Origin of the sequence: Chryseobacterium sp. NFX27 (genome assembly GCF_049887855.1) — a bacterium.
Classification (GTDB): Bacteria; Bacteroidota; Bacteroidia; order Flavobacteriales; family Weeksellaceae; genus Chryseobacterium.
This window is the reverse complement of record NZ_JAGEKK010000001.1, coordinates 1-23885: the sequence shown is the minus strand read 5'-3', so window position 1 is coordinate 23885 and position 23885 is coordinate 1. Positions and strand designations below refer to the sequence as shown.

General features: G+C 37.0%; 24 protein-coding genes and 1 other RNA gene. 11 read left to right on the top strand and 14 right to left on the bottom strand.

Annotated elements, in window-relative coordinates; genetic code table 11:
• Positions 1–58 precede the first annotated feature (58 nt).
• The 6 genes from J4Q03_RS00125 to J4Q03_RS00100 all read right to left on the bottom strand — a co-directional run bounded on the left by J4Q03_RS00125 (position 59) and on the right by J4Q03_RS00100 (position 5167).
• Positions 59–1132 (bottom strand): serine hydrolase domain-containing protein, encoded by a 1074-nt coding sequence (locus J4Q03_RS00125; protein ID WP_426046236.1) that lies wholly within the window; start codon positions 1130–1132, stop codon positions 59–61.
• 120 nt (positions 1133–1252) lie between these two features.
• Entirely contained in the window at positions 1253–1453 is a 201-nt protein-coding gene (locus J4Q03_RS00120; RefSeq protein ID WP_426046235.1) for a YqaE/Pmp3 family membrane protein, read from the bottom strand.
• A 43-nt stretch (positions 1454–1496) separates the two neighbouring features.
• Positions 1497–1934 (bottom strand): hypothetical protein, encoded by a 438-nt coding sequence (locus J4Q03_RS00115; RefSeq protein WP_426046234.1) that lies wholly within the window; start codon positions 1932–1934, stop codon positions 1497–1499.
• A gap of 81 nt (positions 1935–2015) precedes the next feature.
• Positions 2016–2531, bottom strand: coding sequence for a hypothetical protein (locus tag J4Q03_RS00110; protein WP_426046233.1), 516 nt, complete (start codon positions 2529–2531; stop codon positions 2016–2018).
• A 350-nt stretch (positions 2532–2881) separates the two neighbouring features.
• The gene (locus tag J4Q03_RS00105; RefSeq protein ID WP_426046232.1) at positions 2882–4003 is read right to left on the bottom strand and encodes a lactonase family protein; all 1122 of its coding nucleotides are present in this window, start codon (positions 4001–4003) and stop codon (positions 2882–2884) included.
• Between the two features lie 339 nt (positions 4004–4342).
• Positions 4343–5167 (bottom strand): alpha/beta hydrolase, encoded by an 825-nt coding sequence (locus J4Q03_RS00100; RefSeq protein ID WP_426046231.1) that lies wholly within the window; start codon positions 5165–5167, stop codon positions 4343–4345.
• A gap of 83 nt (positions 5168–5250) precedes the next feature.
• Between J4Q03_RS00100 and J4Q03_RS00095 the strand changes: the two genes are divergently transcribed.
• Entirely contained in the window at positions 5251–5628 is a 378-nt protein-coding gene (locus J4Q03_RS00095; protein ID WP_426046230.1) for a winged helix-turn-helix transcriptional regulator, read from the top strand.
• 332 nt (positions 5629–5960) lie between these two features.
• Here the strand turns inward: J4Q03_RS00095 and J4Q03_RS00090 are convergent, their stop codons facing one another.
• Entirely contained in the window at positions 5961–7997 is a 2037-nt protein-coding gene (locus J4Q03_RS00090; protein ID WP_426046229.1) for a M3 family metallopeptidase, read from the bottom strand.
• Positions 7998–8239: 242 nt separating this feature from the next.
• Between J4Q03_RS00090 and J4Q03_RS00085 the strand changes: the two genes are divergently transcribed.
• From J4Q03_RS00085 to rimM, 5 genes are all read left to right on the top strand, one after another.
• On the top strand, positions 8240–8770 hold the full coding sequence (locus tag J4Q03_RS00085) for an SRPBCC family protein (protein WP_426046228.1): 531 nt from the start codon (positions 8240–8242) through the stop codon (positions 8768–8770).
• Positions 8771–8888: 118 nt separating this feature from the next.
• Entirely contained in the window at positions 8889–9338 is a 450-nt protein-coding gene (locus tag J4Q03_RS00080) for a hypothetical protein (RefSeq protein ID WP_116011090.1), read from the top strand.
• A 229-nt stretch (positions 9339–9567) separates the two neighbouring features.
• Positions 9568–10080: a nitroreductase family protein gene (locus tag J4Q03_RS00075; RefSeq protein ID WP_426046227.1), complete on the top strand. Its 513-nt coding sequence runs from the start codon at positions 9568–9570 to the stop codon at positions 10078–10080.
• Positions 10081–10260: 180 nt separating this feature from the next.
• Positions 10261–10824, top strand: coding sequence for a 30S ribosomal protein S16 (locus J4Q03_RS00070; RefSeq protein WP_426046226.1), 564 nt, complete (start codon positions 10261–10263; stop codon positions 10822–10824).
• 11 nt (positions 10825–10835) lie between these two features.
• Positions 10836–11378, top strand: a complete 543-nt coding sequence (gene rimM, locus J4Q03_RS00065; RefSeq protein ID WP_306843281.1) for a ribosome maturation factor RimM — start codon at positions 10836–10838, stop codon at positions 11376–11378.
• Between the two features lie 55 nt (positions 11379–11433).
• On the opposite strand, the gene J4Q03_RS00060 is transcribed toward rimM, so the two are convergent.
• The 3 genes from J4Q03_RS00060 to J4Q03_RS00050 form a co-directional block, all read right to left on the bottom strand.
• Entirely contained in the window at positions 11434–13080 is a 1647-nt protein-coding gene (locus J4Q03_RS00060) for a serine hydrolase domain-containing protein (protein WP_426046225.1), read from the bottom strand.
• Between the two features lie 66 nt (positions 13081–13146).
• Positions 13147–13950 (bottom strand): helix-turn-helix transcriptional regulator, encoded by an 804-nt coding sequence (locus tag J4Q03_RS00055; RefSeq protein ID WP_426046224.1) that lies wholly within the window; start codon positions 13948–13950, stop codon positions 13147–13149.
• Between the two features lies 1 nt (position 13951).
• Complete coding sequence (locus tag J4Q03_RS00050) at positions 13952–14929, bottom strand: XRE family transcriptional regulator (RefSeq protein ID WP_426046223.1); 978 nt, start codon at positions 14927–14929, stop codon at positions 13952–13954.
• A 55-nt stretch (positions 14930–14984) separates the two neighbouring features.
• Here J4Q03_RS00050 and J4Q03_RS00045 point away from each other — a divergent pair, with 55 nt between their 5' ends.
• A complete protein-coding gene (locus J4Q03_RS00045; protein WP_426046222.1) occupies positions 14985–15626 on the top strand; it encodes an LA_2272 family surface repeat-containing protein in 642 nt (213 codons plus the stop codon).
• Complete coding sequence (locus tag J4Q03_RS00040) at positions 15623–16222, top strand: CDP-alcohol phosphatidyltransferase family protein (protein WP_426046221.1); 600 nt, start codon at positions 15623–15625, stop codon at positions 16220–16222. The genes J4Q03_RS00045 and J4Q03_RS00040 overlap by 4 nt, the downstream gene beginning before the upstream one ends.
• A 233-nt stretch (positions 16223–16455) precedes the next feature.
• Here the strand turns inward: J4Q03_RS00040 and J4Q03_RS00035 are convergent, their stop codons facing one another.
• The gene (locus J4Q03_RS00035; protein ID WP_426046220.1) at positions 16456–16737 is read right to left on the bottom strand and encodes a DUF3817 domain-containing protein; all 282 of its coding nucleotides are present in this window, start codon (positions 16735–16737) and stop codon (positions 16456–16458) included.
• Between the two features lie 319 nt (positions 16738–17056).
• Between J4Q03_RS00035 and asnS the strand changes: the two genes are divergently transcribed.
• Positions 17057–18505, top strand: a complete 1449-nt coding sequence (asnS, locus tag J4Q03_RS00030) for an asparagine--tRNA ligase (RefSeq protein ID WP_426046219.1) — start codon at positions 17057–17059, stop codon at positions 18503–18505.
• A gap of 157 nt (positions 18506–18662) precedes the next feature.
• A complete protein-coding gene (gene rpoN, locus J4Q03_RS00025) occupies positions 18663–20126 on the top strand; it encodes an RNA polymerase factor sigma-54 (RefSeq protein ID WP_426046218.1) in 1464 nt (487 codons plus the stop codon).
• A gap of 270 nt (positions 20127–20396) precedes the next feature.
• Here the strand turns inward: rpoN and J4Q03_RS00020 are convergent, their stop codons facing one another.
• The 3 genes from J4Q03_RS00020 to J4Q03_RS00010 are packed head-to-tail and all read right to left on the bottom strand — an operon-like array spanning position 20397 to position 23244.
• Positions 20397–22025 (bottom strand): AMP-binding protein, encoded by a 1629-nt coding sequence (locus J4Q03_RS00020; protein WP_426046217.1) that lies wholly within the window; start codon positions 22023–22025, stop codon positions 20397–20399.
• A gap of 60 nt (positions 22026–22085) precedes the next feature.
• Positions 22086–22760 carry a beta-carotene 15,15'-monooxygenase gene (locus J4Q03_RS00015; RefSeq protein WP_426046216.1) on the bottom strand — a complete coding sequence of 225 codons (675 nt, stop codon included), beginning with the start codon at positions 22758–22760 and terminating at the stop codon, positions 22086–22088.
• Complete coding sequence (locus tag J4Q03_RS00010; RefSeq protein WP_034706592.1) at positions 22753–23244, bottom strand: RNA polymerase sigma factor; 492 nt, start codon at positions 23242–23244, stop codon at positions 22753–22755. The genes J4Q03_RS00015 and J4Q03_RS00010 overlap by 8 nt, the downstream gene beginning before the upstream one ends.
• Before the next feature lie 155 nt (positions 23245–23399).
• Here J4Q03_RS00010 and rnpB point away from each other — a divergent pair.
• Positions 23400–23723: RNase P RNA component class A (gene rnpB / locus J4Q03_RS00005), an RNA gene on the top strand.
• The last annotated feature ends 162 nt before the right edge of the window (positions 23724–23885 follow it).

Sequence of the window (23885 nt, the reverse complement as noted above, 5' to 3'; positions counted from 1 at the left end):
TGTTTAGTATTTGCATTCAAATAATTCTTTAGAAATGAATCATGATTTCATAAACATATTATTTTTTAACCGCCTTGAAAACTGTTTTAGCAATGTTTCTGGTGATCTCCGTGGGAGAATGGCAGTCGCAGTTGCTGAATCCTATAACGTAAATATCTTCGGAGGGAATATAAACTCCCATACTTTTAAACCCGAAAATACTTCCGCCGTGTTCCCTGTCCGGAGTTCCATTGATTTCTTTCAGATGCCATGCGTAGCCGTAAGTGAATTCTTCTCCGTTATTCAAGGTGTATTTTTGGAAGGCTTTTTTAGTTTCTGTTGGGTTAAGAAGTATATTTTTGTTCAGAGCCTGCTGCCATTTCAGCATATCATCCACCGTTGACATTAAAGATCCGGATGAAAAAGGAACACTGAAGCTGATGGTGGTTTTGTTGACAAATCCATGTTCTTTCTTATGGTATCCGTACGCTCTTTTGGGAATAAGCTGGCGGTCGGTGGCATAATAAGAATGAGCCATACCTGCCTTTTCAAAGATGTTTTTTTTAATATAATCTTCATAAGCCTGCCCTGAAACCAGCTCAATAATATATCCTAACACCACGTATCCCGAATTATTGTATTCAAATTTTTCTCCGGGAGCAAAATCAACAGGTTCATTTTTGAAAAAATCTACCATCATTTCAGGCTTCATTTCTTTCTGTGCGATGGTGGATAAAGCTTTCATTTTCGTAAAATCCTTGATTCCCGAAGTGTGGGTCAGCAGATGATGGATCGTAATTTTGTCACCGGAGGGATAGTCCTTAATATATTTTGAAACAGGATCGCTGACATTTAATTTTCCCTGCTGCTCCAACATCAGAATAGCGACTGATGTAAACTGCTTAGTCATGGAACCAATCTGAAAAACATTTTCAGGAGTCATATTGACATTCAGTTCCAGATTGGCTTTTCCAAAAGCTTTACGGTAAATGATTTTCCCTTTATGAGAAACCATAAATACACCACCGGGCCCATTGGGGTCACTGAATTCAGCAGTGATTAAGCTGTCTGCTTTTTTTTCAATGTTTTGTGCATAGGTACTGCAAAAAAGCAACAATAATAAAAGGGCTGTGAAAAGTTTTTTATTGATCATGATTATTATTTTGTTATGCAAAGATATAAAATAATTTTATTACTATGTTATACTTTATAGCTGTTTAATAAAAAACGGTCAATACCGCCCATTTTTGTTTTCTGTAGAATGTTTACAACGTTATCTCTGACTTTGTCTGATCGTGCGGATCAGTTTTTCGTTGCGACGGTCTGCTCTGGCACTGTTTAAGGATAAAGCAGCCCAGATGGCAGCAGGAAGCCAGCCAATGACTGTGATTTGCAAAATTAAACAGATGATTCCGGTAAGGATTTTTCCACGGACCATAAAGGATAAAAAGGGAAGTAGGATTGCTAGTAACATGATTATAAATTTTGATGATATTTTTTATTGGATTTTCTGACTTTTATTCTCGGGCTACAGTCTCTTCGTAATTCTCCGGTTCATCTTCTAACGGAACCGGGACGAAATTATTTCCTTTTTTCTTGTAGACTTTAGCCCGGTAAGGGTGTTTTTTGATGCTGTCTGCAATTGCTTCAAACAAAACAGCCTTGGTAAGCCATACACTTCCGCATTCACCACATCCCCAGAAAGGTTTTCGATCTTCTACATAAGATATCAGACCGTGACAGGAATCACACGGGCATCTTAAATGATCCTCATCCATTGTTTTTTGCAAAGTGGGTGTATCCATCGTTAAAGGATTTAACGAGAAACCTCTAAAACAGGACAAACATTCAAGCATGATAAACTGCATTCCTTTTTTCTGTGATTCCGAGACGAATGAAATCTGCTCTTGAGATGCTGCAAAAGTTTCTTTACACTGATCACACGTAATATTCATGATGACTTTTTTGTTTAAGATGTTTCTGAAAAAGTTTTATAGACATAGCTTTAATGATTAGTATTCACAAAGATTATCTTTTCATCTGTTCTGTTTTCTACCTCGCTGTCCGTTTAGTGACAGTAAAAAAATACTTCCGATGATTCCCAGAACAATCAGCAGAAATCCTGCCATACCTGTTACCATATTATAAAATAATGAACCCTGGAAATAAAATAAATCTGTGGATAAAAATAATTTACTTTTTTCAGGTTTGCCGGGACTTATAAGAAAAATATAGTTTTTTCTACTTATTTTTTCTTTAACCGGAATTGAAAACTCGGAAATCAATTCATTGACATCCCGTCTTTCCCAAAAAGGATAATATTTTTTTAATGCTTTAGATTCTGTATTTTCATATGATTCTCCTTTATAATTATATTCATAATATGCATCAGCATAAGAATTTCCTTTACGTTTATATCCGTTGTCCCAGGAAAAAGAAGGCTTAATTGTTACCGGATTTACAGCGATCCAGTTTAAATGAGATGCTTTAAATTCCTGAACTGTAAGAAACGGAGATACAGAAAGAAGGGTAATAATAGCAAAATAAGTCAAGGTGAGTTTTAAACAAAAATCCTTAACTGTTTTTTTATAATCGACTCTGAAATTCTGAAAAGATTTAAGACTTATAACAATTGAAATTAGTAAAGCATAGCAAAAATACCTGGCTGGGTTTGCTATAAAAACAAGACACACTATGAATGCCGCCACAAGAATTAATTTTAAATAATGAAAAAAGGAGTGTGTGGCTTTTTTATTTTTTGTGGTCATAGGAGATGATCTTATTGAGTTCCTTTTTTTCATCAAGGATACTGTACTTAAAATAGCTGATATGGTTTAATTGGTAAGCATGGTTATTCGTTAAGAAAAAATTAAGGTACAGATTTTCAAAGACAAGACCGTAATTAATACTTTCTGATTTTCACACTGGAAACCCCATCAATTTTTGTTTTTCCGCCTACCTTTTTTAATAAACCTGTTTCATGATTCCGTCTGAATACAAAAACATTTCCGGTGGCAGCATTGGTTACAATTAAAAATTTACCTGTCTCGTCCATGTCGAAAACTCTTAACTGCTTCCCGAAAGTCGTCTGATAACCAATATTTTTTAACGTTCCGTCTTCATAGATTGAGAAAATAGCGATATCATTTTCATACCCGCGGTTGGAAGCGTATAGAAATTTACCATCCGGAGAAATGTGAATGTCAGAGCTTTCAAAATCTTCTTTGTATCGGTCTGTATGAGTATTAATTATCTGAATACTTTCCATATCGGAATTGTCATACCGGTAAGCATTGATGGTTCCGGATAGCTCATTGATACCATAGGCGAATTTCCCGTTGGGGTGGAAGGTAAAATGCCTTGGCCCACTTCCTAATGGAGATTGTATGTAGGGTTGTTCTGCCGGCTGTAATGGCTCTGCTTTATCAGTATCAAACATATAAGACCTGATTTTATCGGCACCGAGATCCGGTAAAAATAACTGTTTAAAATCTGGTGAAAAAACAGCTGCATGAACATGGGACCTATCCTGCCTTCCTTTATTGATACTTCCCTCTGAAAACTGAAAGTTCTGAACATATGGGTGTATAGTTCCGTCTTCAGCCAATGGATATACAGAAACGCTGCCTTCAGTATAATTGGCATTCACTAACCATTTGCCGTTTTTATGAACGGTTACGTAAACCGGATTTTCTCCACCACTTTTCTGGCTGTTGATAAAAGTAAGTGTTTCATTTTCAGGGTTGAATTTAAAACTGCTGACACTTCCTGCATTGGGTATTTTACTTTCCGTACAGGCAAAAATGTATCGGCCGTTGGGAGATAAAGTCAGAAATGATGGGTTTAAAATTCCTTTCAGTGATGTGACTTTGGATAATTTTCCTTTGTTAGGATCCAGCTTATACACATACAATCCTTCGGTTGTTTTATCACGATTGAATGAGCCAAAAAAAACGTATGTATTCTGGGAATGTAAGTGGATGAAAGTTAAAAATAGGACTGTTAAGCTCAGTGAATTTTTCAATTTTACGGTTCTGTTTTTATAACCTTCCGCATCTAACGATGTCAGAAATTGATTCTTCAATACAAAATCTGCTGTAGTGTATTACTTACAAATTTAACAAAAAGTTTCTTATAATTAACCTGAATTCGGGTAAGAAAATGCCTGAAAACAATTGTATTCTTATCGCAAAGGCAAGCAAATTAGAAAACAAAGCCATTTCATTCAGCAAAGTAAAACAGTATAGTTTCTTACATATTGCTATAAATAAGTTTCAAAGCTTTGTTTATCATTGCGTTTAATTTTAAACTTTATTCCAGATTCAGAGTAAGTTTTTTGGCTCCTGCAGAATCTTACGGTCAGTTATTTTTTTAAATGCTGCTGGAAATATACAAAATGATGTTCAATAGACCTGCTCCAGTACTCTGTATTATGGTCGCCCGGCTGGCTGATAAAAGTTACCGGAATGTTCAGACTTTCGGTCTGTTGTTTCAGACTGACGGAATTTGAATATAAAATATCTTCTGTTCCGCAGTCAAAAATAAAAGCTCTCTTAAAATCCGGATGCTGTTTTAAAAGAGTTGATATGCTGAATTGATTCCAGTCTGTGGTTTTGGGATTACCTAATTTTGTTGTTAAGTCCTCCGGCATTTTATTGTTCTGCCAAAATTGCTGGCTTACCTTTTGAAAATTAGGATAATCAATTTCCAGAGCACCACTGGTAGAGCCTGCTGTATTAAAGTAGTCAGAATGTAAAATGAAATACCGCAAAGCTCCATAGCCCCCCATGCTCAAACCGCTGATGAAAATATTTTTGTTGTCAATATTAAATGAGTGATGCACTTTCGGGACTAGTTCTTTGAAGAAAAAATCTTCATACTGCGAACCTTTGTTGATCGGGCTGTTAATATAATAAGAGGTAAAACCGTCTGGAGTAACAATGATAAAGCCGTACTGATCAGCCATTTTTTGCAAGTCTGTGGTTTGTGACCACTGTTTGTAATTTTCACTGTAACCGTGTAAAAGATAAACCAGAGGAAATTTTTCTGTTTTGTTATATGCTTTCGGCTTAAAAACCAGAACCGTATCAGATTGTGCTAAATGTTCAGATTTTATAATCCACTTTTCCTGTGCTTTTGATGAAACTGCTGCCAGTAATCCAATCATCATACTTATTGCTTTGTTCATATTTCGTATTTTTATTGCAAAATTCAGCAAGCAATTTGTGGTGTGCAATAACGAACAAAATTGTGAGCATTAAAATGACAGTTATGCGTAAGGAAAATTCAACCAATGCAATCAATGAACAGTTTCTGTTTCAGGTTTGTGAACTCAATTCAGCAATAGCAATGATTAGCGGCCGTTGGAAGTCACAAATTGTTTATTCCATTTCACAGGGAAACAACCGTTTTCATTTGCTGAAAAAGGAATTGCCGAATATTTCAGAACAGGTTTTAGGCCGCCAGCTTAAAGAATTGGAAACGCATGCGGTTATTGTCAAAAAAGAAATCCCTGAGACCGTTCCTGTTGGCGTTCAATATGTTTTAACGAATAAGGGCCGGGATCTGATTCCTATTCTTGAAAGTCTTTGCGATTGGGGAAAAACGTATGCTGAAGGTAAGGAAATTTCAGTTTGTCCTTTGTCTTAGTTTTTGACCGTTTTACTGTGCCTTAAATCCATCCCGTATGGCTGCCTTAAGTATGTCAATATGGATGTCTTCCAGGGTTTTGAATTTAATGCAATACCCGGTCACGTTTGCTTTACCAATTTCTTTTTCATACGTTTTCTTTATAGCAAAGACAGGCAAAGTAAAATTTTCCGCATGTATAATTAAGGGAAAGGTATTTCATTTAGTAATACATTGTATTCACAGGGTTGTTGGACGATTACAATTTTGCCTGTTTACATTATTCTGATTAAATTATCGCAAAAGAAGCCGCCTTTCGGCAGCTTCATGATTTATTTATTGTTTGGTATCTTTTACCCAAATGCTCTCTTCAGCAAACTCTCCACCTTTGGCTCACTTCCCCTGAAACTCTTATACAGTTCCATCGGATCCTTTGTTCCGCCTGAAGAAAGAAGAATTTTGTATTTTGCAGCTGTTTCAGGATTGAAAATTCCTGTTTCCTTAAAATACTGGAATGCATCTGCATCCAGAACTTCTGCCCATTTATAAGAATAATAGCCTGCAGAATAACCGCCCTGGAAGATATGGGAAAAACTTGGACTCATAGCTGTTTCAGGATTCACAGGATAGAGCGAAGTAGCTTTGGTATACTTGTCTTCAAATTCTTTCACGCTTACACTTTCCAATTCTTCAACTTTCGTATGGTAATTCATATCCAGAAGCCCAAAACCAAGCTGTCTCATGGTTTGGTAACCCTCCATGAAACTTTTAGACTGTTCAATCTTTTCGATCTTTTCATCAGGAAGTACTTCACCTGTTTTATAATGTTTGGCAAATGTTTTTAAAAACTCAGGTTCATAGCAGAAATTTTCCAGAAACTGAGATGGCAGTTCTACGAAATCCCATTTCACAGAAGTTCCGGAAAGGCTTGGATATTGTGTATCCGCCATCATCCCGTGAAGTGCATGTCCGAATTCGTGGAATAAGGTCGTCACTTCCTGGAACGTCAGTAAGCTTGGAGTATCTTTCGTGGGCTTGCTGAAATTGCAGACAATAGAAATATGCGGACGGGAGTTTTCACCGTCTTTTTTATATTGGTTTTTATAGCTGGTCATCCATGCTCCGGCTCTTTTACCCTTTCTTGGAAAATAATCTACATAAAGCAATGCTTTGAAATCTTTTGACGGATTCATACTTCCAATTTCAGAAACTTCATACACTTTCACATCTTCATGGTATTTTGGAATATCATTTTTTTCTTCGAAGCTGAGTCCGAAAAGCTTTCCTGCCAGGCCAAAAACAGCTTCCTGTACCTGGTTCAGTGGAAAATACGGCTTCAGTTCTTCATCGTTAAAATCATATTTCTGTTTTCTCAGCTTTTCTGCGTAGAAAGTATGATCATATCCCTGTAATTCATCTATTCCGTCAGCTTTGGCAAGAGATTTCAGCTCTTCGATCTCTTTATCTGCATAAGGCTTTGCTTTTGTTAAAAGTTCATTTAAAAAATCAAAAACTTTTGCCGGCGACTTTGCCATTCTTTCTTCGAGAACATAATCTGCATAATTCTGATAGCCTAATAATTCAGCTTTCTGCTGTTTTAACTGCAGTAGTTCTTTGATGAGTCCCTGATTGTCAAATTCCCCGTCGTCAAAAGATTTTTTACCGCTGGCCAGGGCAATTTCCTTTCTCAGCTCGCGGTTTTCAGCATAGGTCATGAACGGAATATAGCTTGGATACTGTAACGTTACTACCCAGCCTTCCAGTTCTCTTTCTTTCGCTTCCTCAGCATATTGCTCAAGGACAGCTTCCGGAATTCCTGCCAGATCTTCTTTATTGGTAATATGTTTAAAATAGGAATTGGTAGATGCCAAAACATTCTGCCCGAACTGTAGTGACTTCAAAGACAGATCCATATTGATTTTCTGGAGTTTTTCTTTGTCTTCCTCATTCAGCAGGGCGCCACTTCTTACAAAACCTTTATAAGTTTCATTCAACAGCATTTCCTGTTCCTCATTCAGATTATATTTTTCTTTTTCGTCGTATACTTTTTTGATCTTATTGAAAAGAGCCTCATTTTGAGAGATTTTTGAAGAATATTCAGTCAGAAGCGGAGAAACTTCCTGGGCGATCTTTTGAATTTCGTCGCTTGTCTCTGCAGAATTTAAATTGAAAAAAATATTTGAGACCACATCCAGCTGATCCCCTGAATAAGCCAGTGCTTCAATGACATTTTCAAAAGTAGGTGCTTCAGAATTACCGACAATACTGTCGATTTCGTCTTCAGATTTTTTGATCAGTTCCCTGAAAGCAGGAAGAAAATCGTCATTTTTAATGCCGTTAAAAGGCGCCGCATGATATGGTGTATTGAATTTCTCTGTTAAAATATTCATTTTTCGATTTTTATGTAAATTTAATGATTCATCAGGAATCAGAGCTGGAATCCACAAAAATAATGCCCGGATATCAAGATGTGACAAAAAAACTTTATCTTTAATAATCTTGTCATATGAAAAGAGGCAGCGAGGGTGGAATGGCTAATTTTGAAACACGGAATTATACACTTTAGGCACTATTAAATTCAACTGCTAATGTGTTTAAAAAGCTAAACAAATAACTCAAAATAATCAAAACTATGAAAACACTCTTAAGAATTCTTGGCGTAATCCTCCTTTTAGCCGTAGTATACGCAGTTATTGCCATGCTGGCTTTTGATAAAAATTATCACTTTGAACAATCAGTCGTTATTAATGCGCAGAAAGAAAAAGTCTGGCAGCATGTTGGCTCATTAAAAGAATACAATGTCTGGGATCCTTTTTCCAAGGCGGACAAGGATATTGTGATCACCTATTCCGGAGCCGGCGACAAAGTGGGAGATTCCTACCACTGGAAGGGGAATGATAAAGTAGGAGAGGGCGAGCAGTCCATCACCGAAATTGTACCCAATGAAAAATTAATTACAAAGCTTCATTTTATCAAACCTTTTGAAAGTGACGCTAAAACTGCTTTTGTGTTAACTCCTGAAGGAAACGGAACCAAAGTAACCTGGGGTATTGATTATGAACTGACTACCATGATGAAGATCATGAAACCTATGATGGATATGAATATGAAAAAGATGTTTGATCAGGGGCTGGGAGATCTTAAAAAGATTGCCGAAAAATAAAGAGATAAGCCTTGCGGAAATGCAGGGCTTTTTTGCTGCCTTTTTTGGAGTCAAACATTTTTTATCCGGGCTCGGGGTTATTTTAAAAAATTATTATCTTTATGTAAAGATTAGATTCATGGAGAAGATCGTATTTGAAAAAAGTGATATAAGAGATTATGTAAAAACAGTAATCTCTGAAAAAATAGAAAAGCTTAAAAATTTTATTGAGTTTACCCTGGAAGCAAGCCGTGATATTAAAAAGACCCCAAAATATGACAGTATGAGGGAGGAAATGCAGGAAGAAATTTATCAGATGCAGCGTCAGCTGGGTGCTTTGAATGATCTTAAAAGAAATATGTCAAAAGTGCTGAACACTTCTACTGAAAGAATACAGCTGGGTTCTCTGGTGATCACCAACAAAGCCCGTTTCTATATTTCGGTTTCATTGGGAGAATTCTTTTATGAAGGTGACCGTTTTTACGCTATTTCCCCGGAAAGTCCCATGGCTAAAAAAATGATGGGCATGAAATCCGGTGATGCTTTTACATTGAATAATATCCATCAGAAAATTGTAGAGGTGATTTGATTGTGCATACCAGAGCCGGAATCAAGAGCCAAGAATCAAGAGCCAAGAATCAAGAATCAAGAATCAAGATGCCAGATTTCAATAATTTGTAAACTCACGTACCCTCAAACTCTCAAACTCTAACATTTCTATTCACGAATTACAAAATGTACAGAAAACGAAGTTTACTGCTGAAAAATCAGGCATAAATCAATGTAATGCATTCAATTACATATTGTAAATTTGCAGTATGAATAATGCAGAAATTTTAAAAGAAATCATAGAACAAAGGAGAAGTATATTCCCAAAAGATTATTCTGAAAACGAAATATCTCCGGAAATCATAGATGAAATATTACACTCAGCAACCTTAGCTCCTAATCATAAGCGTACAAAGCCTTGGCGTTTTAAGGTTTTCAAAGGGGAAGAAAAAGCAAAATTAGCTTCAGAAATGCAGGCTATTTACAAAGCTACACAGCCCGGACAGACTTTTCTGGAGAAAAAACACCAGGATATCGGCTTCAAAATCAATAAAGCGGACACGGTAGTTTCCATTGTGGTGAATTTCAGTGGTATGGTTCCTGAATGGGAAGAAATTGCTGCTGTTTCCATGGCGGTTCAGAATATGTACCTTACCTGTACAGCCAATAATGTAGGCTGCTACTGGAGTTCTCCGGCGATTGTAAATCATCTTAGAGAATCTTTAACCATCGAAGAAAACCAGAAATGTCTGGGTCTTTTCTATATGGGAAAGGTAAATTAATGTAGCTGTGTAAAGCTGACGGATTTACCAATGAATTTTTAGCTAAGAAAAATCAAAAACACTGTTATATTGCTAGATTGATAAATTGTTACATTTAATAATTGTTGAATAAAATTTTTTATATATCTTTGCACTCTTAAATATTTAACTGGGACGAGTTCCCATAAAATTCACAACATTATGTCAGTAAAAATCAGATTACAAAGACACGGTAAAAAAGGTAAGCCTTTCTTCCACATCGTGGTTGCAGATTCTAGAGCTAGAAGAGATGGTAGATTCATCGAGAAACTAGGAACTTACAACCCAATTACTAACCCTGCAACTATCGATTTGAACGTTGATTCTGCTGTAAAGTGGTTAAACAACGGTGCTCAGCCAACTGATACTGCAAGAGCAATCCTTTCTTATAAAGGTGCCCTTTACAAAAAACACTTACAAGGTGGTGTTGCTAAAGGTGCTTTTGACGAAGCTGAAGCTGAAAAAAGATTCAATGCTTGGTTAGAATCTAAAGAACAAAAAGTACAAGGTAAAGTTGACGGTTTATCTAAAGCTCAGGCTGACTCTAAGAAAGCTGCTTTAGATGCTGAAGCTAAGGTAAACGAAGCTAGAATCGCTGCTGCTGCTCAAGTTGAAGCTGATGCTAAAGCTGCTGAAGAAGCTGCTAACGCACCTGCTGAAGAAGTTGCTGAAGCTACAGAAGGAGAAGCTCCTGCTGCTGAAACTGAAGAAAACACTGAAGCTTAAGAATACCCTGTATGCGTAAAGAAGATTGCTATTTATTAGGAAAAATCACACGCAGACATGGCCTTGCGGGAAACGTTATCCTTAAACTGGATACCGATCAGCCCGAGCTTTACAATAAATTGGAATCAATATTCGTTGAAATCAACGGATTATTGGTTCCTTTTTTTATTGCAAAATCAGCATGGAGTAAAAACGATGCGCTGAATCTTGCCTTTAAAAACTCTTCCGAGGCATTGGTAGATCAATCCTTGGGAAAAAATGTCTACTTACCGCTTTCTACACTTCCAAAACTTTCAGGAAAGCAGTTCTATTATCATGAGATTATCGGTTTCGATATCCTTGATGAAAATGACAAAGAATGCGGTGTGATAAGATCTGTAAATGATCAGACTGCCCAAAACTATTTCGTGACCAACCTGGACGGAAAAGAAGTGGTAATTCCCATCATCAAAGACTGGATCCTTGAGGTGAACCGGGAAGAAAGATTCATCAAAATGCAGCTTCCGGAAGGACTTATCGATGTCTTTTTAGTGTCTTCTAAAAAAGACGAATAATTTAAACAGGCAGACTTACCCTACTTTTAAAAGTTCTCATTATTTCAATGACTCATCACTCATTATTCATAATTGCGGGTAATACATAATCCTGTACAATTTTATCAACCTGCGAATGGGCGTAAGGTTTGTTATAAGCTTTAGCTGTAATAACCATCACAACAGGTATTTCTGTAAAAATAATAATTTTATTTCCGCCGTTTCCACTGGACTGATAAGCTTCGAAATTTTGGGTTCCCACTTTATAAACCTTCCTCCAGAACAGATATCCGTATCCCTCAAAATCCTTATCATTCATGAAATAATTACTGAAGGATTTCTTTATCCAGCTTCTGTCAATAAGCTTCTGTCCATTCCACAAACCATTATTTTTATAAAGCTGCCCGAATTTTGCAAAATCCAGCGCTCTCATCCGCAGACCGCCAGCGAGAGAAGGCTTCTGCTGTGGAGTCAGCTGCCATTTATAATGTATGATTCCAAGCGGTTGAAACAACTTCTTTTCAGCGTAGTTCTGCAGACCTTTGGGAACTTTTTTATCTAAGATATCTCCTGTTACGACAACACCTGCCGTAAAATAACTCCATTTTTCCCCCGGTTTGTTTCCTGTAATAGGTAAATCCAGTGCGAATTTTACCCAATTCTCTGTAGGATACATATTTTCCTCATTTCCGGGAGAGTTTTCGTCCGCATCGTCTCCATCAAATCCGGAGCTCATTGTCAGAAGACTTTTAAGGGTAATACTGTCTTTTCGGGGCGAATAATTTTTGAACTGTTTCAGATCATAAAATTCTTTCAGCATCTGGTTTTCACTTTTAAAATACCCGTCTTTCATGGCAATTCCCATCAAAGCTGAAGCGAAAGACTTACCGACAGAACGTGTATCCTGAAGGGAATCTCTTCCGGAATTGCTGAAATATTCTTCCAGAAGAAGTTTCTCATTTTTGAGAACCACGATACTGGTAATGTCCCGGAATCTGTTTTCTGCAATTTTTCTATTTAAAAGCTGGATTCTTTCTTTATTCAGCTTTTCATCAGACACTGTCCATCCACTGTTGGGGTGTATTTTTTGGACGGCAATCTGCTTCTCCGGAATGTTTTTGTGAGGGACAGTTAAATGAATTTCCCCGGCTGCAATGGTATTTCCTGCCTTTAAGGCCGAAGTTTTCAAATAAGGTTTGATTTCAATTCTTAAAAGATGATTTCCCTCTTCCAGCGCATCGATACCGTCATTGGCAAGATAAAATCTCATCCACATATACCTACCCCATGCATCTTCATTTTTTGAGCTCAGTAAAGGAATTCTTAATGTAGTTTTCTTCTTTTTGTCATCCGGTATTCCTGCTCCGGTATTCAAATTTTCAGTATAAATTAATTTTCCGTCAACGTAGAAACTGAATTGATAATTTCCTTTTTTCAGTAATTCATCAGGGGATAATGATGGTTCCATCTGATGGAGATAATTGACCAGCGAATTGCCCATAAAAATACGGATGTCAAGATCTTTATCTTCCTGGAATAGGGTGGTCCTAAGAAGATCAGATTCTTTTAACTGATCTAAAGCAACCGTTTTATCCAGGAAAACAACTTTGCTGATGTATTTTTTATGGAGAGGATTTATAATGGCATCAGGATCTGTAATATTTTTGTGCTGGCCTAAATAAAGCCCTGAACCAAGAAGAACAAACAGCAGGATAGATTTCATTTTAATATTTTATCTGAACAAAAATATAAATAGGCTTTCAAAGAAAATAGAATGAAATTAACATCTTTATTTCTTTAATAGATTTTTGTATTGCAAAGGAGTAATTCCCGTATTTTCTTTGAACAGCCTGATGAAATGACTTTGATCTGCAAAACCACATTCATGGGCTACTTCAGTTAAAGACTGATGAGTACTAAGAAGATCAATAGATTTATTGATCTTCAGTTTTTTGATGTAAGCTCCCAAAGTGCAGTGAAAATGCTTCCGGAAATCCCTGCTCAAATGGGCAGGATGAACCTCCAGACTTTTTGAAAGCTCTGTAAGACTCAGTTTTTCCGTGAAGCTTTCATGAAGCATCTCATCGATCTTATTGACCCATCCAGGCTTTCTGTCAGAACCCCGGCCCGTCACGGTTAATCGGCTGAATATATGAAGTAAAAGCTCATGAACAGATAGCTCGAATGATGGATCATTAACTTTTGTTTCCTTGAAGATCCGGTACATTAACAGTTTTAAATCAGGGTCTTTCAAATTAAAACTTCCTTCAAGAGAATCTTTTGGGATCTGAAACTTTTCAAACCAGTCTTCGGTAAGTTCAAGATGAAATCCTCTCGTAAAAATATCGGGTTTGATGTTGTAATGAGCATCTTCCCAATGGTGATAAAGCAATGTCCCGGCTGGACAGTCATAAGTTTCCTTTTTGTTTCCTTCCGTCATATTTCCCTGCAGGAGAAAGGTGAAATAAGCATTTTCATGATAATGCCAGTCAACGTACGAATGGGTATACTCCGTATCCGTGATGGTCAGTCCATCAAAACGCAGGGTTTCATTCGTTTTCCCGAAAAATTCACCATTATGAAGGTTTTTCATGCTATAGTTTTTGTTTTAAATTTTCAATCTGGTCATACATTTTATTGAAAAATATTTTTCTATCGCGATTTCCGGAAGTGTTCAGAGACTTCGAATTTTTAATCTGATGCTCAAAATAATTTATTGCTTCACTGCAGGTTTTAGCATCGTTGATCAGAATATACCCGAACATATTGACAGGTATGGCAAAAAGTGACTGTTTTGGATGATGAAAAAAAATGTCATTAGAAAGATGCATCAGTTCATTTTCATACAGGTGAAATTTTGGATTGTTCTCTGTTTTTCGTTCAATATATTCTATAAGTTCCTTAAGTTCTTTCAGGATAATTTCACCTTCATTTTTTTGTAAAAGTCCGGTCTCATAATAAAACAGGATCTGTTGCAAAATACTGGAAATGGTTCTGTCATTCCACAGTTCCACTATATTTTGTGTCTCATATTTTTTCTTCAGTTCCTGGGTGTTCGATTCATAATAGGGTGGAGAAAACTGCAGAAATGGAATGAAAACCTGTTTGGCATTAAGCAGATTCATCCAGACATAAATTTTGAAACGGGAAAGCAAAGTGTCTGAAAGTGTATAAAAAAACGGAATATCCTTCGCAGAATAATAAATAGTCATCTCATCAGTAAGCGGAAGATTTTCAAAAATGCTGAGATTATTCTGGAAAAAAGACTGCAGATCTTCTGTTTCGTTCACCACTGAAGTTTTCTGAACCACAATCTGCTGGTCTGAAGTGATAAATTGATTAAGGGAAATCTGATAATATCTGGCCAGTTCCAAAGCTTCTTCAAAACTGAATTTTGCTTTCAGAGAGGTTCTTCTGTGCGATGCATCATAACTTATATTAAGAATATTGGCAATCTCATCATTCAAAGATTTATCGCCTATTTTTCTGCGTATTTCCTTAAGTAAAAGTTCCTGATACATGCTTTTGTGATTTTCACAAATGTACTTCTTTATTTTAATTTTTTTTCGCATTCGGATTGATGTTTTTCACAGATAATTTTGAAGGATAATTTTAAAACAATGCGTTATGAAAATAAAATTTTTGATCATCGTCAGCCTTTTTACAGGAAGTGTTATCAGCGCCCAGGATAGTTTAAATACTGTATTGGACAGACCCAGGCTTATTGCTTTTTCGCCTTCCAAAGAAACTAAAAATGTTAATGGAATGCTCATTAAATATTATGATGAAATTGACCAGGATATACAACCTAAGAAAGTGAACGGAGTCGGATTAGGGTTTAATGGGTTGGGAATTTTCTTTCCCGTATTGTTTCTTGTCAATATTGCATCCATTGATAATTGGGAAATTAATGATATTGATTCGGAACCTTTACCCGATAAAATGAATAAGATCAACGGAATGCAGCTTTCTATTGTCAATATGGAGTCTACTGTTACCAACGGTCTGGAATTAAGTTTATCCAGTAATATCAGTGCACCTTCGGTTACCAATGGAGTGGCCGTTTCACCGCTGTACAATTTTCATCACACAACAAAAGGCTTAGCTGTTTCTACGCTTGCGAATGTAAGTCAAAAATGCAGAGGTGTTCAGATTGCTTTAATCAATGTCTGTAAAGATTCAAGAGGAATACAGATTGGTTTTTGGAATACCAATGAAAAGAGAAAATTTCCCTTAATCAATTGGAATTTTAAAAATAAAAAATTATGAAAAAACTGCCATACTTACTCATTGCAACCCGATTTATCTTAGCTCCGGTTATCCTGTTATTAGCTTTTTTAAAAGGCATGGAATCAGGGTTTTTAATTGTATCCCTCATGTATTTCGGTTTACTGACAGATATTTTCGATGGGATTATTGCCCGAAAGGTTGGTGTTTCCTCAGAAAAGTTAAGAAGAATGGACAGCCAGACCGATTTGGTCTTCTGGCTTTCATTGGGATTTGCAGCCTACCTTTTGAGTCCTGAACTCATTAAAAATGAATGGCGGGGCGTTCTTTTGATCATAATTATGGAAGCACTTTGTTATATAGTCAGTATCTGGAAATTCGGTAAAGAAACCTGTACTCACGCTTTTTTATCAAAAATGTGGGGCTTAAGCCTGCTGATTGCCTTTACCTATTTAATAGGATTTCAACAAACAGGCTGGGCATTCTACCTTACAGTCGGGTTAGGATTTGTATCCCATATCGATGTTATACTGATCATTTTACTGCTTCCCAAATGGCAATATGATGTACCAAGTTCCTACCATGCCTGGAGAATACGAAACGGAAAAGAACGGAAGAAAACAGTATTCTTCAATTAGAACACAGGTGAGGAAACAGCGGAGTTGGAGGGAGTTTAAAGGCAGAACGGTAGCGCGGTTTTATTGGCTTTTGGCATTCCGGTAAACTATAGGGCAGCTTCCTGATGCTTTTACATTCCAAAATAATGGCCATAAATTATATGAGCATTCAGTGTCTGAAAACTGTTATTCAATTTGATTACAAATGATTGTGACTGATAAAATATAAAAATAGGAAATAGCCAATCCGTTTTTTATGAATATTCTTCTTTGAGTTTTTTATCCAGTATAAATGGTACAAATGGAAGTACTGAACCTATCAGATACAATATGATTCGTTTTAAACTCCATCGGTATTTTATTGCGGATAGCAGAAGGGCTATCAGAAATACAAGAAATAAAATTCCATGGATCCATCCAAAATATTTTACCCCTTCCGGTATATTAAAAAAGTACTTTAAGGGCATGGCAATGAAGAGCAGAATCAGATATGAAAGTCCTTCGATTAAAGCTGTTTTACGGTATATGGTGATCATCTGAATAATTATACTATCAAAGATTATTTTTGATACTAATATACTTTAATCTGCCATTTAAAGCTCTAATAAAATCAAAAATTAATTATAAAAGGACAATAAATATATCATGTGTAGTTACAAACATATGGATAAAAGACTTAATAAATAGTTAATCGGTTCATTAAAGTAGATCAGTGCCTAAATAATATCCATAGCATAGTTTTAGATTCAATATTTTGATAAATGATTTTTTAAAAATACAGCGTAATCATGAAGTTGCGCTGTTTTTTTGTAACTTTGCAGACGTTAATTTTATAAGAAAATTTATAATCAACAAATGAAAAAGCAGACGATTAAAGAAATCCTACAGGATTACAAGAAAGTATTACATCATGACATTACGGTTTACGGTTGGGTAAGAACATTCCGCGCCAATCGCTTTATAGCGCTAAATGATGGTTCTACGATTAATAATTTGCAGATTGTTGTTGATTTCGAAAATTTCGATGAAGAAGTAATCAGTAAAATCAGTACAGCTGCTTCATTAAAAGTAGTAGGTGAAGTTGTAGAAAGTCAGGGAGCCGGACAGAGTGTAGAGATTGTGGCTAAAAAAATTATTATTTTAGGAGATAACTTTACAGAAGACAGAGATAAAACGATTCTTCAGCCTAAAAAGCACTCTCTGGAAGTTCTGAGAGACCAGGCCCATTTGAGATTCAGAACGAATTTATTCGGAGCTGTTTTCAGAGTGCGCCATGCGGTTAGTTTTGCCGTGCATTCATTCTTTAACAAAAACCAGTTTTTCTATATCAACACGCCGATCATTACAGGAGCAGATGCAGAAGGAGCGGGAGAAATGTTTGGGGTAACCAACTTTGACCTGAACAATATCCCAAGAACTGAAGACGGTGAAATTGATTTTGCCCAGGATTTCTTCGGAAAAAAAACCAACCTGACGGTTTCCGGACAGCTTGAAGGGGAAACTGCAGCAATGGGATTGGGCAGGATTTATACATTCGGACCAACGTTCCGTGCCGAAAATTCAAATACGACAAGACACCTTGCGGAATTCTGGATGATAGAGCCGGAAGTAGCCTTTAACAACCTTGAAGACAACATCGACCTTGCGGAAGATTTTCTAAAATATGTGATCCAGTATGTTCTTGATAACTGTAAAGATGATCTTGAATTCCTGGACAAACGTTTTGAAGAAGAGCAGAAAGGAAAGCCGGAAAAAGACAGAGCAAAAGAAGGACTTATTGAAAAACTTCAGAATGTTATAGCTAAACGTTTCAAGCGTGTAAGCTATACGGAAGCCATTGAGATCCTGATGAACTCAAAAGAAAATAAAAAAGGAAAGTTCCAGTATCCGGTTGAAAGCTGGGGAACGGATCTTCAGTCTGAACACGAAAGATTCCTGGTTGAGAAACACTTTGAAAGCCCGGTAGTATTGTTCGACTATCCGAAAGAAATCAAAGCCTTCTATATGAAGCTGAACGATGACAATAAGACCGTTGCAGCAATGGACGTTCTTTTCCCGGGTATCGGGGAGATCATCGGAGGGTCGGAAAGAGAAGCAAGACTGGATGTACTGAAACAGAAAATGGCAGATATGCATGTAGATGAGCACGAGCTTTGGTGGTACATGGATACCCGGAAATTTGGTTCTGTACCGCATGCAGGTTTTGGTTTAGGATTGGAAAGACTGGTTCTTTTTGTAACGGGAATGACCAATATCAGAGATGTGATTCCTTTCCCTAGAACACCGAAAAGCGCTGAATTCTAGATCAATAAAAAAGCCTTAATGTAAAAATTAAGGCTTTTTTTATTTTCTAATAGTTTATTATGTTAATAACTTAATGCAAAAATCATGCTAAATTTGTTTTTTGTCGAATTAATTTATTAAATTCGTAGATATGTTATGTTAAAACACAAAGACTAATATGCTTAAACAACACTTACAACTCAAATTAGGACAGAAGCTGGCACCTCAGCAGATTCAGTTGATGAAGCTTATTCAGCTTCATACACTGGAATTTGAAGAGGAGCTGGAAAGAGAGCTAGAGGAGAATCCTGCTTTGGAAATTGTAAAGGAAGATCCTAAAGAAGATGACTATTCTTCTCTTGAAGATGCTTATCAGGATGAAGGAACAGAAAGTATTCAAACAGATTTTGACGTCAACGAGTATATCTACGATGACGAACCTAGCTATAAAACGGCATCAAGCAACTATTCTCCGGACGATGAAGAATTCGATAATGAAAGTCTTCTTACCGAAGGACAGTCCTTGTACGACTATCTGCTGGAGCAGATCCACTTGGTCAATATCAATGAAGAAGACGAGAAAATCGCTGAATATGTGATTGGAAATCTAGATACCGATGGATATTTAAGAAGAGAGATCAAAGCTATTGTAGATGACCTTGCTTTCTCGCAGGGAATTTATACCACCAAGGAAAAAGTTGAGGATATCCTCGAAAATTATATCCAGAAGCTTGATCCGCCAGGAGTGGGAGCAAGAGGTCTTCAGGAATGTCTGCTGCTTCAGATCGAGAAAAAAGTAAGCTCTGATAAAGCGGTTTCCTTGGCTGCCAATATTTTAAGATACCAGTTTGATGCTCTTACCAATAAGCATTACAACAAGATCATCCAGAAGTATGATATAGAAGAAGATGATCTTAAAGATGCTTTAGACGAGATCTCTAAACTTTCACCAAAAGTAGGAGGGAATTTTGATACGCAGACGATCACCATCAACCAGGAAATTATCCCGGATTTTGTGATCCAGGTGAAAGACGGAATCGTAATTCCGATGCTTAACAGTAAAAATGCCCCGACTCTGAGAGTTTCCGAAGAATATAAGGATATCCTGACCACGTATTCTCACGATAAAAACTCTTCTGAACATAAGCAGGCGGCTTTGTTTATCAAGCAGAAACTAGATGCTGCAAAATGGTATATAGATGCCATTAACCAGCGTCAGAACACCCTGTTGCAGACCATCACAGCTATCGTTAAATTTCAGAAGGATTATTTTATTACAGGTGACGAAAAATCACTGAAGCCAATGATCCTGAAAGACATTGCTGATATTACCGGATTTGATATTTCCACCATTTCAAGGGTGGTAAAAAGTAAATATGCCGACACTTCGAACGGAATCGTTTATCTGAAAGATCTTTTCTCTGACAGTCTGACCAATGATGACGGCGAAGAAGTCTCTACGAAAGAGATTAAGACTCACCTCCAGGAAGTAATCGGAAAAGAGAACAAAAGAAAACCCCTTACAGATGATGCGCTGGTAGTGATGCTGAAAGAGCAGGGCTATAATATTGCCAGAAGAACGATCGCCAAATACCGTGAACAGCTCAATATTCCGGTAGCAAGATTAAGAAAAGAACTTTAATAAGTTGTCTATAGATATGTAAAGCCCGGTTTTTCCGGGCTTTTTTGTTTTTAAGGTGAAAATATGCTCGGTCTGCGAAATATATTTAACGCAAAGTTTTATTGTAATATTGTATATTTTAGGTAAGCTAAGAGGGATCAATTGTATTGATCTGACTAAGCAGTCATCTTATCTACATCGCTTAATCTACGGCGCAGCCGGTAATACTTTGCCCTTCTTAAATTAAAAGTATTACAATAAAACTTTGTGTTAAAAAATAAAAACATTTTCTTAAGAATGCTGCTTCAGTGCACCCAGTTCAAGCTCTTTTATAGAAATCTCCCGCATTTCCACCTTCCTTATTTTTCCGGATATTGTCATTGGAAATTCATCTACAAATTTCCAGTATTTAGGAACTTTATAATGAGCAATTCTTCCCTGGCAGTATTCTAAAAGCTCGGTTTCCGATACCTCAAATCCTTTTCTCACTTTTACCCAGGCCATCACTTCCTCGCCGAATTTCTCACTCGGAACCCCAATAATCTGTACATCCAGTATGTTTGGATAGGTGTATAGGAAATCTTCAACCTCTTTAGGCGAAATGTTTTCACCGCCACGAATAATCAGGTCCTTTATTCTTCCGGAGATCGTAATATAGCCGTCATCATCCATGACAGCCATATCACCGGTGTGCATCCATCGGGCATCATCCAGTACTTTTTTGGTGTTTTCCGGATCATTCCAGTATTTCAGCATCACAGAATAGCCTCTGGTGCAGAGTTCACCATGTTCACCACGCACTACGGTTTTTCCGTTTTCATCAATAATCTTTATTTCAAGATGGTCCTGCACGGTTCCTACAGTACTGACCTGTTTTTCCAATGGCGTTCCTATCAATGTCTGTGTAGAAACAGGGGACGTTTCCGTCATTCCGTAACAGATACTCATCTCTTTAATATTCATCAGGCTTTCCACCTTTTTCATGATTTCAGGAGGGCAAACAGATCCTGCCATGACACCGGTTCTTAAGTTTGAAAAATCATAGGTATCAAAGTCCTTAACGGCCAGTTCTGCAATAAACATTGTTGGAACTCCATATAAAGAGGTACATTTTTCTTCAGAAACTGTTTTTAAAGTGATTTCAGGATCAAAGCTGTCATTAGGGATCACCATACATGCACCATGAGTTGTACAGCATATATTCCCGATCACCATTCCAAAGCAATGATAGAAAGGAACAGGAATACAGACACGGTCTTTTTCTGAGTATTTTAAACGGATGCCGATAAAATATCCGTTATTTAAAATATTGTGATGGGAAAGGGTAACACCTTTTGGGAAGCCTGTCGTTCCGGAAGTATACTGAATATTCACGGGATCATCAAACTGTACATGCTCTTCAAAGCTGTGAAGTGTATCATCTGAAATATCCTGTCCGTTGTTCAGAAAATCTTCCCAGTTATCATCAAAAAATATTTCATGTTCCAGACTGGGGCAAACCTCCTTGGCATATTCTACCATTTCCTTATAATTACTTGTTTTAAAGTTTAAGGAAGAAAACATAAACCGGATTCCGGATTGGTTGATCACATAGGTGAGCTCGTGTGTTCTGTAGGCAGGATTGATATTGACCAGTATAGTTCCTATCCGGGCTGTAGCATATTGTAGCAGAACCCATTCGTAGCGGTTCGAGGACCAGATGCCAATCCGGTCTCCAGTTTTAGCTCCTAAGAAAATTAAAGCTTTGGCAACAGCAGTGGTCTGATTATAAAATTCCTGATAGGTTGCTCTGTAATTCTGGTGAACGCAGACTAAAGCTTCCTGGTTGGAGTATTTTTCAACAGTCTTTTTTAGATTTCCTCCGATGGTTTGTCCCAATAATGGAATGGCGGAGGCTCCATAGACGTAAGATAATGGCATAGTTTAAGATTTGGTGGAAGTAAAATTAATGAAAAATCTTGAAATGATGCCTGTTGTATGCTAATTTTCCTGAGATTCTATGTCTTTAAGCTGTTTTAGATTTTTGTCCAGTTTTCTGATGATAATTCCGTACACAAGTCTGTAGTAGAGCCAGATTAGCAGGACGCATAATACTGTACTTACAATAATTCCGATAATAACGATAATCAGGTTGGAATTATCCGGCCGTACATTCTGGGAATTCAATACATAGAAAATAAACGCAGTGAATACAAATGTAAAAGCTACCAGAAGCGCAATACTGATAAGGATAAAAGCATTAACGGTTTTCTTGAACTTCATGATCCGTATAATAAGGTCTTTGAGATTTTCTTCGATCTTTATTTTACGGTAATTCTGATAAAACTTCAGGACAAAGTAGGCAGTGATTAAAAGACTTAAAATTTTTATCGCTAAATAAGCATGATCAAAATTAGTCTCTATTTCAGGGGCTTTCTGAGCACCCAGCTTTTCTAAGATCTTACGGAAGCTATCCGATTCCTCGCCCTGAAAGAAATAGAATAATCCCAGAACGGAAAAGAATAAGAATTCTGCCACACTGATCCAGAAAATATACTTCACATAATTGCGTGATTTTCTGTTCAGCATCTGAAGAATTTCACTGCTGTCATATTTAGGCTGAACAGGCTGCTCTTGCCAGGTTTTTTTAAAACTGTCTAAATCAAAATCAGGCATATTTTTGCATCTGTTCTTTAAGGGTTTTCTTTAATCTGTTCATTTTCACGCGTGCATTAACTTCGGTAATTCCGAGATTTTCCGCAATATCCTTATAAGGCAGGTCATCAAGATACATCATTACAATGGCTCTTTCTACATTGGGAAGTGTTTTGATCACTGTGTACAGAAGTGAGATCTGCTGCTGCTTTTCGTCATCGTCCTCTACAAAATCCCTGTGGTTGATATCCAGCTCATTCGTAAGAAGGCTTTTGCTTTTTTTTCTAAAAAGAGTAATGGCTGTATTAAGGGCTACGCGGTACATCCACGTAGAAATTTTAGAATTTCCTTTAAAAGAATCGTAACTTCTCCAAAGCTGGAGGACGATCTCCTGAAACAGATCTTCTTCATCTTCAAGAGAATTGGTATACAAACGCGAAACTTTAATAATCAGGCCCTGATTATCCTTAATAAGCTGCGCAAATTCTTTTTCTCTGGAAGTCATAGATATATAATGGCACGAAGATAATAATAATGCAGTAATTTGTTGATATGTGACGGTATAATTTCTTAATTTGAAAAAACACTGCATTTTAAGATTTCAAACTGACCTGTTTCCAAATTCTCAATTGTCGAAATTATCGCGTATCTTTGCAACCGCGAGAAAATCGGCTTGTTGATTCCTGTTTCGGCAGGGGTAGGAAAGTCCGGACACCATAGAGCAGCAAAGCGGATAACATCCGTCACCCGTGAGGGTAGGACAAGTGCAACAGAAAGCAGGTACAGTTCGGCTGTAGTGAAACCAGGTAAACTCTTTGCGGTGCAATGATAAGTATATCGGTTCTTTTCAGTAATGGAAATAGGGGCGGCTCGTCCTGAAAGCCGAGGGGTAATCAGCTCAAGTTTTGCAGCAATGTAAGACGCAGATAAATAACAGGCACTTCTTCGGAAGAACAAAATCCGGCTTATAGATTTTCTCGTGATTTTTATGAATAGTATATCGATCTATAAAAAAGAAAGAGGCTGTCTCAAAAGGGGCAGTCTTTTTTTGTGTCTCAAAGTTTGCGATCTACAATTTTTCAGGTTTAGATTTCCGTTATTTGTTTTTTCAGGAATTTTTTTGATATTTTAGTAAAAAGCAGGATT

What these genes read in the sequence shown, in the direction of transcription:
- J4Q03_RS00125 (WP_426046236.1), bottom strand. Translation starts at nt 1,132, where the DNA reads ATGATCAATAAAAAACTTTTCACAGCCCTTTTATTATTGTTGCTTTTT.
- J4Q03_RS00120 (WP_426046235.1), bottom strand. Translation starts at nt 1,453, where the DNA reads ATGTTACTAGCAATCCTACTTCCCTTTTTATCCTTTATGGTCCGTGGA.
- J4Q03_RS00115 (WP_426046234.1), bottom strand. Translation starts at nt 1,934, where the DNA reads ATGAATATTACGTGTGATCAGTGTAAAGAAACTTTTGCAGCATCTCAA.
- J4Q03_RS00100 (WP_426046231.1), bottom strand. Translation starts at nt 5,167, where the DNA reads ATGAACAAAGCAATAAGTATGATGATTGGATTACTGGCAGCAGTTTCA.
- J4Q03_RS00095 (WP_426046230.1), top strand. Translation starts at nt 5,251, where the DNA reads ATGCGTAAGGAAAATTCAACCAATGCAATCAATGAACAGTTTCTGTTT.
- J4Q03_RS00090 (WP_426046229.1), bottom strand. Translation starts at nt 7,997, where the DNA reads ATGAATATTTTAACAGAGAAATTCAATACACCATATCATGCGGCGCCT.
- J4Q03_RS00085 (WP_426046228.1), top strand. Translation starts at nt 8,240, where the DNA reads ATGAAAACACTCTTAAGAATTCTTGGCGTAATCCTCCTTTTAGCCGTA.
- J4Q03_RS00080 (WP_116011090.1), top strand. Translation starts at nt 8,889, where the DNA reads ATGGAGAAGATCGTATTTGAAAAAAGTGATATAAGAGATTATGTAAAA.
- J4Q03_RS00075 (WP_426046227.1), top strand. Translation starts at nt 9,568, where the DNA reads ATGAATAATGCAGAAATTTTAAAAGAAATCATAGAACAAAGGAGAAGT.
- J4Q03_RS00070 (WP_426046226.1), top strand. Translation starts at nt 10,261, where the DNA reads ATGTCAGTAAAAATCAGATTACAAAGACACGGTAAAAAAGGTAAGCCT.
- rimM (WP_306843281.1), top strand. Translation starts at nt 10,836, where the DNA reads ATGCGTAAAGAAGATTGCTATTTATTAGGAAAAATCACACGCAGACAT.
- J4Q03_RS00060 (WP_426046225.1), bottom strand. Translation starts at nt 13,080, where the DNA reads ATGAAATCTATCCTGCTGTTTGTTCTTCTTGGTTCAGGGCTTTATTTA.
- J4Q03_RS00055 (WP_426046224.1), bottom strand. Translation starts at nt 13,950, where the DNA reads ATGAAAAACCTTCATAATGGTGAATTTTTCGGGAAAACGAATGAAACC.
- J4Q03_RS00050 (WP_426046223.1), bottom strand. Translation starts at nt 14,929, where the DNA reads ATGCGAAAAAAAATTAAAATAAAGAAGTACATTTGTGAAAATCACAAA.
- J4Q03_RS00045 (WP_426046222.1), top strand. Translation starts at nt 14,985, where the DNA reads ATGAAAATAAAATTTTTGATCATCGTCAGCCTTTTTACAGGAAGTGTT.
- J4Q03_RS00040 (WP_426046221.1), top strand. Translation starts at nt 15,623, where the DNA reads ATGAAAAAACTGCCATACTTACTCATTGCAACCCGATTTATCTTAGCT.
- J4Q03_RS00035 (WP_426046220.1), bottom strand. Translation starts at nt 16,737, where the DNA reads ATGATCACCATATACCGTAAAACAGCTTTAATCGAAGGACTTTCATAT.
- asnS (WP_426046219.1), top strand. Translation starts at nt 17,057, where the DNA reads ATGAAAAAGCAGACGATTAAAGAAATCCTACAGGATTACAAGAAAGTA.
- rpoN (WP_426046218.1), top strand. Translation starts at nt 18,663, where the DNA reads ATGCTTAAACAACACTTACAACTCAAATTAGGACAGAAGCTGGCACCT.
- J4Q03_RS00020 (WP_426046217.1), bottom strand. Translation starts at nt 22,025, where the DNA reads ATGCCATTATCTTACGTCTATGGAGCCTCCGCCATTCCATTATTGGGA.
- J4Q03_RS00015 (WP_426046216.1), bottom strand. Translation starts at nt 22,760, where the DNA reads ATGCCTGATTTTGATTTAGACAGTTTTAAAAAAACCTGGCAAGAGCAG.
- J4Q03_RS00010 (WP_034706592.1), bottom strand. Translation starts at nt 23,244, where the DNA reads ATGACTTCCAGAGAAAAAGAATTTGCGCAGCTTATTAAGGATAATCAG.